Here is a 13617-nt window from a genome sequence, read left to right as displayed (position 1 = left end):
ACACATCTGACGCTGCATGATAGACCACAACACTTTAACTGCTGATATGTATTCGACGCACCTCATATTCTTCTTTGAAATCCTGGTGTAACGCCACGATAGTGCTAGTAAGGCAACGGTCATATCTCCGACATTCACACTCCTCGCGCTTACGCCATACATAGAATCCGCTTTTCGATACACCCATACACAGCATTTTGACATCGTGCCCTTATGATTCTTCTCAATCAGCTCAAAGAACTTTACTTTTTCTGCTGGAAGAACCGCTCGGTTTTTTTAGGGCCTGTTCACACTAAATCCTATATAAATGCTATATGGAAATTACAGCGCAACAATACAAAATTATCGAAGATTTTCTGCCCCTCCAGCGCGGCAACGTGAAAATATCCAACTTACAAGTGCTGAACGCCATTCTTTACATAGCCGAGCATGGTTGCAAATGACGAGGTCTGCCGAAGAAATTCGGTCGTTGGCACAGCGTCTACATGCGGGCGAATCGTTGGGCCAAGCAAGGTGTACTGGATAGGGTCTTTCTGGCCCTCCAGGAAAATAATGTGATCAATATCCAGGTCGATCATATCTCTCTTGATTCTACGGCTGTTAAAGTTCATCCAGATGGCACTGGCGCGTTAAAAAAAACGGTCCTCAATCTATCGGCAAATCACGAGCAAGATGGACCACCAGGATTCATATGGTTGCAGCCGGCCACAACCGCGCCGTAGTATTTTCGCTGTCACCGGGGCAGGCTGGAGACGCTCCTGAGGGCCGAAAGCTGCTGAAAACCCTTGAGAACTGCGGTTGGGATGGTGCCAAAGTGATCATGGACAAGACCCACGAGGGTAATGAAACCCGGCGGTTGGTATTCGATCTGGGCATGGAACCTGTCGTGCCACCGAAGAGTAACCGATTGAGCACCTGGAAATACGACGTAGAGGCGTACAAAAAACGAAATGAAGTGGAGAGGCTGTTTCGACGCCTGAAGGGCTTCAGAAGAATTTTCTCTCGTTTTGACAAACTGGATGTCGTTTTCACATTTTTTATTCACTTTGCGCTTATTGTCGATACTTTAATTAGTGTGAACAGGCCCTAGCATACTAAGCATCAGCTCCACTACCCTGACCAGACCCTCCCCACTATAACCAGCTGTAAAAAAATACAGGTCCAACACAAGTCAAAGAAATCAAATGACTCACTGGAGTGTTAGGCAAACTGTCGCGCATAAGAAATGGAACCACTAGATATATTCATAATTTCGAGAATATCGCCCGAAGTATAACCAACTGCCACTTTAATGGGATTAATATTGCTGTATCGAAGAATTTGCTCGCTTTTACACAGTTCCCTGGCCATTAAGGAGACATAACATAAACTAAACCCGATATAGCCATCATTGCTCAAATAGTTCGGTTTGGAATTACCCTTACATACCGCACCAATATTCCGCAAATATCTCGAACTCAAATCAGATTTTGAATACAAACAGTCTCGACTGGAGGGCCAGCTGTCTGAAGCTGTTGGATATACTACCAACCCTACATCGGAAAACTCTCGCCCAGCGCTGTCTTTAAATTCACGCAAACTAAAATATAGAACAGAAAAAGAATGAATATTATCCATATTAGAAACCTCTGCGCTTAACCAAGCCTGGGCAAGTTCCTGTTCGTCTGCCCCAAGCATCGCCGGCAATTTAAGCCACCGCAAGTCAGGGTTGCCCCCATCCGCCCAAAAAACCAAGTTTTCCAAACTTGCCTGGATTGGGTCATTCTTTTCTAATTCGTTAAAAATTCTTTCGTAGTAATCAGGTAAAGACAAATCGAGCACCTTAAATTCAGTCTGATATTTATATCGTGGCTGCCATGGCCACTTCAATTATTTGATATATTAACAGTCTTTCCCTCTGGCCGTCTAACGTACTATAGGCCGGGGCCCTTTGTCCCTTCCTCGTTTTCGATGCCCTCGGCAGCTTTCCGGGCTTCCACTTTGCCAGGTGTTTTTCGAGGGTACCGACGTCATTCTTGCACTGCTAACTATCAGGCTACTCTTTCAATCGTGCCAGAAGCTGAGCAGGCTCTTGCTCAAAAAAATGCCCCCAGCGATCAGGCGTTGTAGATTTAAGAACCATACAATAATATCGATCTTGCCAGGGAATATGGAGCTTGCAACTTAGCGGCCCAGGGTCAACTCAAGCTCTACCAGCATATTGGGATGAATCAGCCCTTCGATACGCTTCCAAATACCACCGGCAGGCTTCACTTCCACATCCTTGATAAACTCTGCCCAAACTGCCAGAATTTCGGCAGTCTGCTCTTCAGTGACCCCTTTGGTCACACACCAGTTGATGCCGATGATATTATTCCGCTTGTATCCGGCCTGGGTGTAAGTCTGTTCTATTTGCTCAAGAATGACCCGGGTCTGGCCTACGGGATCATTCATGCACTTTGTCACCCCGTTTTTATCGAAATCACACTGGCCGGTGACAAAGAAAAATTCCCTGGCATCTTCTACGTTTAATCCCCAATGAAACCAGGGGGTTACTTTCAGGTTTTCATGTTCATATCCAGTTTTTTTCATCTCGTCAGCCTCTATCTGCTTAGAAAGACAGCACTTGATCATAGCGAGTATAGACTGATAAACAGCTTGGAGAATCGTCAGGTGACAAAAGCTTTAACCAGCGGGAAGGTCGCTAAACGCGGTGGAATTACTGTATTGGCTGTTGATTTTTGCGAACGCAAAGGCTTGCTTCAGTTAACGCGATCCGGATCAATTCATCGGCGTTACTCCACTACGGCACGTCAAAAGATTGCTGGAATACCAGTTGCGTATCTTTACCAGGATGGATGTCTGCCCTTCTCTACCTGCGTAGTCACAAATGTACGGGGTGAGGTCAATCATACTTTTTAAAAGGTGTGCAATTCGTCTGGCCCAAATACACTAAACTATGGCGGTATACCGCCCGTTGTTTTGCTTGCAAAGAGATACCAGGAATTTATTGATTCTATAATGATAAGCAAACACTCGGGATTTGAATATGAAATATACGGGCTCCTGCCATTGCCAGTCGGTGCGCTTCAGTTTAAATATGGAACAACCGTACCCCTTTAACCGCTGTTACTGCTCAATATGCAGAAAAACCGCCGGGGGCGGGGGATATGCCATTAATCTGGGAGGTGATTTCAACTCGTTGCAGGTTGAAGGTAAGGCGTTTTTATCAATCTACCAGGCCGAAATCAGGGATTCTGCTACAGGAGAAAAAAATATGAGCCCTGCGCAGCGCTCCTTCTGTTGCAGGTGTGGCAGTGCCCTTTGGCTTTGGGACCCACGCTGGCCAGAGCTGGTGCATCCTTTTGCCTCGGCCATAGATACCGAGCTGCCCATACCGCCCCAGCGCACCCATATGATGCTAAAGTATGCCAGGCTCTGGATTGAGCCTGATATCCGCAATAACGATGAAACCTTTGATACCTACCCCCAGGAATCCCTGGCGCAATGGCATAAACGCCATCAGCCCGGTGTATAGTTCTGATCCGGCAGTAACCGTCTCCCCGCACTAAAAGGTGGAGAGGGGGCCAGTGCTGATTCCTGTTCGGGAATAACCAACCCAGGATTTTTAATGATCGCAAAAACTGCGGAATCACTTCAGCTTCTACAGTGGATTAATCTCCCAATCGGTTTGTTGCTTCAGGAGGTCAATAAATGTCCTGATCTTGGGCATATTGATCATATCCCGATGCACCAGCGTCCATAGAGATAGTTTCCAGTCTTCACCCACAGGAATTTCAACCAGGTCCCGGTTCGTTGTTACCAGCGTCTTTGGCATGCCGCCAATACCAATGCCAGAAAAAAGCGCGCGGCTCAGGATCTGGGTTGCCGACGTGGTTAAAATAATGTGATCTTCATCTACGTTGCTGTAAATCCAGTCATTCCATGGCAAGTGAACTGGCTTCTCATTCAAAGCGATAAACCTGTGCTTTTGCAGATTAGCTTTTGCCGGGTGGCCGTGCTTTTTTATATAGCTTTTATGGGCACATAATACAATCTCAACAGTGGTTAATGGTAAAACAATATTGTCCGGGGTTTCGGGCTTCGGGCCGCCACGGATTGCAATGTCTGCCTCCCCGTATTCAAGCTTGAAATTGCGTAAATCCCCAATGATATTCATCCGCATGCCCGGGTGTTGGGCCTGGTATTGCCTGATGGTGGGCATCAATACACTGGCCACTTCATTGACCATGGTGATGGTCAATGTACCTTGCAGGGGTTTCTCCCTGCTTTGCAGCCGGTCAGACAGATTGTTGAACTGGTTATCGGTCACCTCCCCAAGGCGCATAATCTCCAGACCCGCTTCGGTTGGGAGGTACCCCTTATCGTTGCGCTGAAAAAGCACGATACCAAGGCTTTCTTCCAGGGCATCAATATGGCGCATCACCGTTGACCTGTGCACGCCGATTGCCTGGGCGGTGGCGCTTAAGGTACCGAGTTTGGCCAGTTTGTAGGCCGTGCGCAGTTCAGTCCACTTCTCCATACTACACCTGACTCATCATTCTTCTGACACTGGTATTGTCTGTTAATGGATGTGCATTTATGCACATACCTGTCTTATATTTACGCATTTACTACATAAATGCAACAGATTATTCTGCGATTCAAAGAGTAAGACTTCAGCTTCAGGTGCAGTGAAATGACGATTCAAACCGATGTATTGATTGTAGGTGGTGGCTTTGCCGGGGTCTCCGTGGCCCAGGCTTTGGAGAAACAGGGCATTCACACCACCCTGGTGGACCAAAAAGAGTACTTTGAGGTGACGTTCGCTACCCTCAGGAATCTGGCTGATCCCGGCACAACCGGTAATCGGGCCCGCAAGCATTACAAGGATTTCCTGAAAGGGCGTTTTATTCAAAGCCGCGTTCAAACCCTCGACCCTCAGCGTGCGGTATTGTCCGATGGCGCAGAGATCCGGTTCAAGCACGGCATCATAGCCTCGGGCACCCGCTATCCCGGTTTGCCGATTGCCAAAACAGACGAGTCCATGGGTCTTCAGGCTCGCAATAATGAATTGATGATAGCCCATACCCGGCTTAAAAAAGCGCGAAAAGTGATGATCATTGGCGGTGGCGTTGTGGGTGTCGAGTTGGCCGGAGAAATTGCCCATGCGCATCCGGACATCAAGCTCGTATTGGCGCACAATAATGATGTGTTATTGAATGGCTTTAAACAAAAGGCACAAGCCAGGGCACAACAGCAACTAAAAAGCCTGGGGGTTGAGATTGAATTCAATCGCCGGTACCAGAAGCAGGATGATCAGTACATTGACCAGAATACAGGCCACATCAGTGATGCCGACCTGGTGTATGAAGCAACCGGCGTATTGCCCAATAATGATTTCCTTAAAGCGGAACTTGCCCATATCCTGAATGAAAACGGCTTTGTTAAAGTCGATAAGAAACTGCAGGTTGAAGGCATGGGCAACTTATATGCGCTAGGCGATATTGCCGATGTCGGCGAGGCCAGGCTGGGCTATCTTGCCGTAGAGCAGGGTAAACACCTTGCAAAGGTGATCGTGAACAAGCTCAAAGGCAAGGCTGTAAAAGCCTATAAGCGCAATCCGCTTATGGCGCTGATTCCCGTGGGCCAAAAGCAGGGAGTGGTGCAATTTCCCTTTGCGGTGACTACTGCGGGATTTTTAGTGGGGTTAAAGCAGAAAGATTTATTTATTAACAAAATCTACAAAGGGTTTGGTACAACACCCAATGCCAGCTAGCACCTGGCGGCTACTGAGAACCCGCCAGCAACCCAACCAAATGCATCCTTACGCCGTGCTCGTTATCAAGGCGTTCCTGCAACCTGGCCAGCAGCAGCACTGCCAGTTGCCCCATTAAATGCCCCCCTGTGTCCATACTTGGCGCGGCCTTAGCGGGCGGCGCCGGGCCTACTTGTTACAGTGTTCAGCACACGGATTAATTGCTATCTGGCGTATTTGAGAGATCAGCGCTCGCCAGGGATAAAGCCCAGGCTTGCATCACAGATAGAAGCGTTGGACTCCAGGGCAATTTCGACAACCGAAAAATGGTGATGTTGTCCAGTGATCTTCTGGCGTAAGCGGCGGTAGTGCGTACCCCTGTAACCGGCACTTTTAAAAAGGGAATGGCAGTTTTCCCGAGCCCCTGGGGTTATAAATATAGGCATCCAAATGATCTTATTGGATTGCATTCCGTTTTCTTTCGTGTCAAAGCGGCGTAGAATCCAAAGGTTTCTATCAGTATTTGGGCCGGTTTTTGCGAGCCAGTAGCGCAAGGGGCCCAAAAAGCCCAGGCAGTTTCCAACCCGGGCATTTCTCAAAGAGCCTTCCCTACAACAGGAGAACGGTACGTGACCTAAGCGTAAGTAAAAGGCGCTGACCCAAGGTGCACTAACACCAAAGGGCCAGCTAACCAAATTGATAACATCACTATCAAAGTGGCTCTATGGATCATACGCTAGAAACCCGCTCGTCTTCAATAAAGTGGGACATTATCAGACGCCAGGGGTGGTTGCCCAGGCTCTGGAAGCGTTGCACGCGCCTGTTTCGCTTTACCGCCTACCGTTCCCGTGCACCTCCCTGTAGTGTCTTCACAGGTTACTTTCCCAGTATTCCCATCATAAAAAAAGTCATCCCGGGATTTGCAACCCGGAAGGAAAGGCTTATGTTGGTTGTAAAACGCCGGCCCGGCGAGAACCTCAGAATCGGAACCAATGTTTCCGTCACCGTATTGAGTATTACCGGTAACCAGGTCAGGGTGGGCATCGCGGCCCCCAAATCCCTGCCGGTACACCGGGAAGAAGTGTATCTGCGTATCCAGAAGGAACAAATGCAGGACACGGAAACCCGTTGAACTGCGGATTTCGGCACCGCTGCTGCCCAAAGTGTGCGGTGGTGGGTATTATTCTGGCCGAGATATACGCTGTGGCGCGGCGCTAATTGCCATTAGACACGCATACACCACAGGCATTCTGCTAGGCTCGAAAACCCAACGCTGAAATGGGATTTTCCCAGTAGCCCGCCTGGGTGGCCAGTGCCCGGGTTACGGCCATCCATCCCCCCTTTCCCAGCCTTCATATCCCGGTCTATCACGGGTATGAAGGCCTTCGATAAAACAAAATCTTGACTCAATGTTCCCTTTATAGCCCCAGGCGCCATTGGTAGATATTCCTTTCGGTGGTCCATTATGGCCATTATCGCCCTGTAATGTCCCTGAAAAAAATATGCCATCCTTTGTGAAGTGCGGGCATCTTACTATCACCCTAAAAGTTGTGCCCGGTTCACTGTTCACAATAATCCCCCGGCGACCTATTTCTCCAGCGGGAGTGCTATCCCACAAAAATACATGCAGGTGGTGCTCTAGCTTAATGGAACCATCTGCCAGTTGATAGCCACTGGCTTCTGCCGTTAATAAACCGCGCGCCCTGATCCGCTGCCTGAGTACATCCAGGCCAACGTTATTTTTATCTATCACAACATGCGTATATTCGTCCATTTTTACTCCCGGTTTTTAAGAGAGAACACCACCAGTAAGCACGGTTGAGCAACTGTAGGTTTTTGAAACCTTGCTGTGGTTTCTACCGGCTTTGACACCTATTGTCAATTTATGTTGCCCTCCCAACTGACTCGATGCAAAGCCCTCAACCTCTGCCCCATCACTCTGGCCAGGACTACACGGTTGTTGCCAGTAAATGCGGGCAGTGCTGCCGGGTGATTGGTCATTTGCCAACCGTTGCAGCCATAGCAATTGGGCACGCCAACTTTTGGGCAGGATAGGGTGATCCTTCCAAAACCAGATTATCGAGAGGTACGGGCATCCCTACTGCCACGCAACGTCTCGCGGGCGATCAGTAGCAGGTTTTCCAGTACTCAGGGATTAGTTGAAAACTCACTGGCAGCCATTATGGATAAAAATTGAATATTGGCGCATTAATTGAGGGTTGCTCTATCAGCTTGAAGTGAATTTACAGCCTTAACCTGCCAACTTGCTGCTCTACTCACACTCCAACACCGACCAGCTTTTCGGTTTCTTGCAGAGCCTGTTTATAGTGCGTGGGATAAAGCCGCAACCCGCTCCGCCATGGCATCATCGGCCATCCAGCATCCCTTGCCACCGCGTACATGCACTGGATAGTGACAGAGCCAGCGCGTGACCGATAGCGGGTTGAGTAGCATCACGTCTTTCACTTCTTCCAGGCGGCCATCCAGCATAAAGCGCATCTGGTTCAGGCTGCCCTGCACCGAACGATTGGTGTTGGTGTCAAATTGTACCGCCCCCAATGCCAGTGCTGCGCGGCGCACCTGATTGTCTGGCAGGCCCATATAGGCCAGCGATGCGGTAAAGGCCTCTTTAAACCAGCGGCCCAAGTCCGCCAATTCCGGCTTCCGAAGCCCGGGCAGGAAGACGGTATAGCGGGTTTCATCATGGCAGAACAATAGGCAATTACGACGGTGAATCACATAAAGGTGCCCATGCCAGCTGCCCAATGGGCTGGTTTCCGTGAGTGATTCAGTGGAGACTGCCGGGAGCCTGGCGGCCAATCTTTTGGTGCAATGAATGATCATTTGTATTGATGTTGAAAGGCTTATTTATTCACAATACAAGACAGTTTGACTTATAAACCCGGCAATCTCCACCTCTTTGCACACATGGCGCGCATGTGAATTGTTCGGCTCACTCCGCACCCACTCACGCAGTCTCTTTGATCTGTAAGTCATTCAGGGCCACGGTATGCGAGATTTTGGCGTTACCATTGATGTCGCAGATTTGCAGGGTAATTTCTGTGTTGCTTCCCTGCCAATCTATCGCGATTTGGCCGAAGTTTTTTTCCGCGAAATAGAGATCATCCTTACGGTATTGATTGGGGCTAACCTGTGACCAGGTGTTCGTTAAGCCACTTGAAGTCAAATCGTAGAGTGGGTAGGGAACGCCCTCTGTTTGCCTGGACAACTCCGCCCAATGCGTATCACCGCTCACAAAGATAACGCCGTTTGCCCGGGTCTTCTTAATTAAACCGAGCATCCTGTTTTTATCTGCAGGATAATTTGCCCAGGCTTCCCAGCCGGTAAAATCTGCCAGGAACTGAATGCTGGAGCCAATAATTCTTAAATCGGCAGGTTGCTCCAGCTGCTTTTCAAGCCACTGCCATTGTTGTTCAGACATCATACTCCGCATATCTTTTGCCGGACTATAAGGCCCCATTTTTCTGATATGCCTGCCCGCCTCTGCCAACATGCCCACTTTATCAATTGCGGCTCTCTCATAGCGAAGATCAAGCAGAATCACCTGTACACGAGCATCAGCAGGCCCGTAATAGTAGCTGTGATAAATGCCGTCGTCCCGACGTCTTGGGCTGTCCAGTTCACCCCAGAATTTGAGGAAAATATCTCTGGATTCCTGCTTCTTTGGGTAATCAATGCCAGCATCGTTCATACCATAGTCATGATCATCCCAAGTAGCAATAACATTGCACTGGTTCCGAATGGCTGCAAAGTTTTTGGCTTGCTGTTCATAGATACTCGCCATAACCTCCATGTCTTCCGTGTCTGCATAAATATTGTCACCCAGGAAAATAAACAATTCCGGGTTCCTTGCAATCACACTATTCCATATTAATTGGGGCTTGTTTTGATCACAGCAGGACCCAAACGCAATACGGCGCAAGGCAGGGGAATCCGGCAGATCCAGAGAAAGGCCAAGATTTGCCAGGGAATTCTGGGCCAGCGAGAGCCCTGCTGCAGAAAACATGCCTTTAAGTACAGTTCTGCGATTAATTTGTTTCATCTCTCTTATCAAGTACCCTAATCGAAAGATTATCCAATATATGATTTTCTTGTTAAAAATTTATGACTCTCAATCAGATGCTTGCAACTGTATTCGCAACAGGCGGGGAGCACAATAGATCCTGAGCTAGGGCAACCCCTGTCATCACTTGCAATTTTACTGTATCTTGCATAGCTGCCACACCACGTCTACTGCCTCATTCTCAATACCCTCGAAAGAGACCTACAGGGTTTCCCTTGCCGCAACTTTCCAAAGGTACCAAAAGCGTTAACTGGTTGTCGGGAGGGTGACAGGGACAGCGAAAACAATAAGAACGACACTCTATCGCTTACCTGGGCCTTTATGAGGTGGTTTCTTTCAATACAATTGGGAGCCCAGGGATAATACATATGACCAGCACAAGTCGGCTAAGGCACACAGATCAAGGCTGAATTTTTTAGGAGCGGCTGGTGCTGCCTGCAAGACAAATACAAAAGGCTCCGCAATATCGAGCTTTGTGCTTATGCATTTTCAAGAAAGTTACAAAGTTCTTTGAATTCATTGCTCACTTTTGGCATTCTTTTGATCAAAGTATCCTGATAATACTTTGTATAGAATAATTTCGGCAATGGTATAAGAATGACATGAAATAAAGCCTCGCATTGCCAATACTTCGATGCAGTGCCGCCCATAGGTTCACAAAAAAAATAATGGAACCAGCGATGGCTCACCTCTGTCATTCTTCATCACCTCTACTCTAAATACGCCCAGATCAATAGATGGGCGTTAATTCACCGGAATTGAGGCGCATTTCTGGTGAATTTACTGCATCTACGCCACTGCTATAGGGATTCACCGCATTGAATATTGCCGGATCAATTTGCGTGAAGTCTTCCACCCCATTTTGTACAGCAGATTTCAAGCCTTGGGCAGCCTGCGCGCCGGCTATGGACTGAAGTTCGTCCCCCGTGCTGGAAAAAACAGGAATCTGGCCAATAAAATCTGGCTCATAATAGGTTATTGAAACAATCTCAACCAGGTTTGTGGCGTCCATACGCAGAGGATTTACGGCACTGCCAATTAAAGCCCACGGCTGGGCCTCAACCCCCAGTTTTACCACACCTGCAGTAATATGGGTATCGCCATAGGTTTCAGCAGTCAGGTTTCCAAAACTGGTACTGGCCAGTGTTACAGTACCCCGCCCTGCATTGATTTCATCAATCACAAGATCCCCCTGAGCCAAGATGCTGATATCAATATCTCTGCCGGAGGTAGAAACGCCCAAAATATTTACTTCTGTCTCAATATCAAGATCCCCAGCAACCGTCAAATTCGCCCGGTCAGCTTTAAGACGTCCTCCGATAGTTTCTATTGAACTACTGACAACACTAACATCACCTTCGCCATCATAGCCCAAATACATGCCACTCCTGGTAAATACCACACCTGCGCCACTCTGGTTCAAGATACCGGAACCAGTATTTTCAGTGGTGAAATCAAAGCCTAAATCCGTCTCCAGGGTAAAGTTGTTTGCGGTGTTCTCTAACCATTCAAAGCCGTCAAATCGTATATTGCCTACTGAATTCCCTGTTGAGAATATTTGCCAAATACCATCAGCAAGGGTGTACTGGAATGCATCATTTCCAATGCCTCCAAATAGCTCTATTCCCGGGTTGCTTACAGTATCCACCTGTACATAATCATCCCCCTGACCCAAGGAAATGGTGTCAATAACCGTACCAGAAAGTACTACCGAATCATTACCTGCTCCAGTATCAATTTCCGTAAGTTGACTACCGCCCAAAGTGAACTGATCAACACCGCTACCGGCAAATATCGATTCAACACCACTAAATATCAGGGACCTGCCATCGCTACTGACACGCTGCTGTGAATCATTAATAGCCCAGCTTGCATCAATATCAGCACCCTGTATAACATCATTTCCGCTGCCCGCGATTAAATTATTGAGATCAGCAAAGGCTATACCCCCAATGGTCATTGTATTCAAACTGCTGAACACATACTCACTATCAATATCTTGACCGGTGTAAGTTCCAGTTCCTTCAACCAATTCAAGGTTCTCAAACAACACAGAAAGGCTATTGATCGTGGCTTTAGCACTGCGGTTGACTAAAGCACCCTCCTTAAGAATAGAGGTCCAGATAGCGCCTTCCGCTGTTACGCTATCATTGCCATCTGCTCCGTCAACGATATCCAAACCAGCAAAATTAATGCTGGCCACGCTAATATCCCCATTGATGGAGAGCCCAAAGTGATCGTCTCCACTAGTTCCCAATAATACACCGCCACGCCCAATATTATTGACGCTATCCAACCCGTCAATTCGAATTCCGGCGGTTTCAAGGGTATTGCTTCCCGCCAATTTGAAGATGGCTGAATCAATCGGGTTTTTAAGGGTTCGCGTTGTCGCACTATGGATACCAGCAAAAGTAAGCGCACCCGCGTTCAGTTGATTATCACTGCCAGTCAATGTCAAGCCATCACTGTAGGCAAGAGCGTTGAGACTGTCGCTGCCACCCCGGCCCTGCACCGCAGACAGGCCGGTAAAGCGCATTTCATAGGTTGCCACCTCACCGCCGGCGCCCAGGGTAAAGGTATCGCTGTCGGCAGTACCCAGCAGGTTGGCATTTTTAGCGGTAAGGGTTTCCACTTCAGAGAACAGGATACCGCTGTTGCGGGCTTCTTTATTGTTGCCGGTCAGTAACCACTCGGCACCTTCGGCTCCGTTGACCGTGTCGATACCGCCAAGGGCATCAACGCTGCTGATACCGCTAAAGGCAATATTATTGGCCATCAGCGCATTCAGGTCGGTAATTTCGAACCTGTCCTCGCCATCCGAGCCCGCCAGGCTGTCTCCTGTGACACTGTCGATCTCGCCAAAACGGATTCCACTGGTTACGGCTTCCTTACTGTTGCCAGTCAGGCTTACCAGATCCAATGCCACCAGGCTGTTACTGCCCGAACCCGCATTGACTGTATCCACTTCGCTGAAGCTGATGTTCGCTGTATTCAGGGTATTTGTGCCTGTTATGGTAAACAGGTCATCCCCACCGCTGCCGGTTAAAAGCGCTGTAGTCGCACGGAAAATACCCTCGAATGCAAGGGTGCCAGCTCGCAACTGGTTATCGCTGCCATTCAATGTCAGGCCATCAATGTAGGCAAGGGCATCAAGACTGTCGCTGCCACCCCGGCCCTGCACTGCAGACAGGCCGGTAAAGCGCATTTCATAGGTTTCCACCTCACCGCCGGCACCCAGGGTAAAGGTATCGCTGTCGGCAGTACCCAGCAGGGTGGCATTGGTGGCGGTAAGGGTTTCTACATTGAAAAAGGCGATGCCGTTGTTGCTGGCTTCCCAATTATTACCAGTCAGTAACCACTCGGCACCTTCGGCTCCGTTGACCGTGTCGATACCGTCAAGGGCATCAACGCTGCTGATACCATTAAAGGCAATATCATTGGCCATCAGCGCATTCAGGCCGGTAATTTCGAACCTGTCCTCACCATCCGAGCCCGCCAGGCGGTTACTGCCCGAACCCGCATTGACTGTATCCACTTCGCTGAAGTTGATGTTCGCTGTATTCAGGGTATTTGTGCCGGTGATGGTAAACTGGTCATCGCCACTGCTGCCGGTTAAAAGCGCTGTGGTTGCACTGAAAATACCTTCGAAGTGAATGTGCCTACCGGACTGGAACTGACCGTCACTATTAGTTGACAGCCGTCCGTGTGACTGAAAGCTTCCATAAAAGTCACGTTGGTGTCGCGAAAATTGGCCGTCGTCACCGCTACTGGTCAAATGGTAGTGGCCGTGTTTATG

At 48.7% G+C, this 13617-nt stretch carries 10 protein-coding genes and 1 pseudogene; 4 read left to right on the top strand and 7 right to left on the bottom strand.

The genetic code is table 11. The features are described from left to right. Window positions 1-314 precede the first annotated feature (314 nt). A pseudogene (locus tag ACL7TT_RS19675) lies at window positions 315-1090 on the top strand (IS5 family transposase). A 110-nt stretch (window positions 1091-1200) separates the two neighbouring features. On the opposite strand, the gene ACL7TT_RS19670 reads toward ACL7TT_RS19675, so the two are convergent. Both ACL7TT_RS19670 and ACL7TT_RS19665 read right to left on the bottom strand, forming a co-directional pair. Continuing rightward, complete coding sequence (locus tag ACL7TT_RS19670; RefSeq protein WP_413397905.1) at window positions 1201-1812, bottom strand: hypothetical protein; 612 nt, start codon at window positions 1810-1812, stop codon at window positions 1201-1203. A 351-nt stretch (window positions 1813-2163) separates the two neighbouring features. Further along, the gene (locus tag ACL7TT_RS19665; protein WP_413397904.1) at window positions 2164-2571 is read right to left on the bottom strand and encodes a Rid family hydrolase; all 408 of its coding nucleotides are present in this window, start codon (window positions 2569-2571) and stop codon (window positions 2164-2166) included. 457 nt (window positions 2572-3028) lie between these two features. Between ACL7TT_RS19665 and ACL7TT_RS19660 the strand changes: the two genes are divergently transcribed. Next, window positions 3029-3517 carry a GFA family protein gene (locus ACL7TT_RS19660; RefSeq protein ID WP_413397903.1) on the top strand — a complete coding sequence of 163 codons (489 nt, stop codon included), beginning with the start codon at window positions 3029-3031 and terminating at the stop codon, window positions 3515-3517. 126 nt (window positions 3518-3643) lie between these two features. On the opposite strand, the gene ACL7TT_RS19655 is transcribed toward ACL7TT_RS19660, so the two are convergent. Next, window positions 3644-4522, bottom strand: coding sequence for a LysR family transcriptional regulator (locus ACL7TT_RS19655; RefSeq protein WP_413397902.1), 879 nt, complete (start codon window positions 4520-4522; stop codon window positions 3644-3646). 156 nt (window positions 4523-4678) lie between these two features. Between ACL7TT_RS19655 and ACL7TT_RS19650 the strand changes: the two genes are divergently transcribed. Beyond that, window positions 4679-5758 (top strand): NAD(P)/FAD-dependent oxidoreductase, encoded by a 1080-nt coding sequence (locus ACL7TT_RS19650; RefSeq protein WP_413397901.1) that lies wholly within the window; start codon window positions 4679-4681, stop codon window positions 5756-5758. Window positions 5759-6680: 922 nt separating this feature from the next. Then, window positions 6681-6869, top strand: coding sequence for a carbon storage regulator CsrA (gene csrA, locus ACL7TT_RS19645; protein ID WP_299940917.1), 189 nt, complete (start codon window positions 6681-6683; stop codon window positions 6867-6869). A gap of 189 nt (window positions 6870-7058) precedes the next feature. On the opposite strand, the gene ACL7TT_RS19640 is transcribed toward csrA, so the two are convergent. From ACL7TT_RS19640 to ACL7TT_RS19625, 4 genes are all read right to left on the bottom strand, one after another. Beyond that, window positions 7059-7511 (bottom strand): hypothetical protein, encoded by a 453-nt coding sequence (locus ACL7TT_RS19640; protein ID WP_413397900.1) that lies wholly within the window; start codon window positions 7509-7511, stop codon window positions 7059-7061. A gap of 548 nt (window positions 7512-8059) precedes the next feature. After that, entirely contained in the window at window positions 8060-8581 is a 522-nt protein-coding gene (locus ACL7TT_RS19635; RefSeq protein WP_413397899.1) for a DUF6933 domain-containing protein, read from the bottom strand. A gap of 124 nt (window positions 8582-8705) precedes the next feature. Then, window positions 8706-9800, bottom strand: coding sequence for an alkaline phosphatase D family protein (locus ACL7TT_RS19630; protein WP_299948612.1), 1095 nt, complete (start codon window positions 9798-9800; stop codon window positions 8706-8708). 751 nt (window positions 9801-10551) lie between these two features. Continuing rightward, window positions 10552-13617, bottom strand: a 3066-nt coding sequence (locus tag ACL7TT_RS19625) for a beta strand repeat-containing protein (protein WP_413397898.1), incomplete at its 5' end; no start/stop codon positions are given.

It is taken from the genome of Microbulbifer jejuensis (genome assembly GCF_047289955.1).
In the GTDB taxonomy this organism is placed as follows: domain Bacteria; phylum Pseudomonadota; class Gammaproteobacteria; order Pseudomonadales; family Cellvibrionaceae; genus Microbulbifer.
Note: the sequence above shows the minus strand (reverse complement) of the source record. Positions and strands in the feature narration are given on the sequence as shown.

Bases quoted from the DNA above. Each gene is read 5' to 3' on its own strand.
- ACL7TT_RS19640 (WP_413397900.1), bottom strand. From the start codon at position 7,511: ATGGACGAATATACGCATGTTGTGATAGATAAAAATAACGTTGGCCTG.
- ACL7TT_RS19655 (WP_413397902.1), bottom strand. From the start codon at position 4,522: ATGGAGAAGTGGACTGAACTGCGCACGGCCTACAAACTGGCCAAACTC.
- ACL7TT_RS19650 (WP_413397901.1), top strand. From the start codon at position 4,679: ATGACGATTCAAACCGATGTATTGATTGTAGGTGGTGGCTTTGCCGGG.
- ACL7TT_RS19665 (WP_413397904.1), bottom strand. From the start codon at position 2,571: ATGAAAAAAACTGGATATGAACATGAAAACCTGAAAGTAACCCCCTGG.
- ACL7TT_RS19660 (WP_413397903.1), top strand. From the start codon at position 3,029: ATGAAATATACGGGCTCCTGCCATTGCCAGTCGGTGCGCTTCAGTTTA.
- csrA (WP_299940917.1), top strand. From the start codon at position 6,681: ATGTTGGTTGTAAAACGCCGGCCCGGCGAGAACCTCAGAATCGGAACC.
- ACL7TT_RS19630 (WP_299948612.1), bottom strand. From the start codon at position 9,800: ATGAAACAAATTAATCGCAGAACTGTACTTAAAGGCATGTTTTCTGCA.
- ACL7TT_RS19635 (WP_413397899.1), bottom strand. From the start codon at position 8,581: ATGATCATTCATTGCACCAAAAGATTGGCCGCCAGGCTCCCGGCAGTC.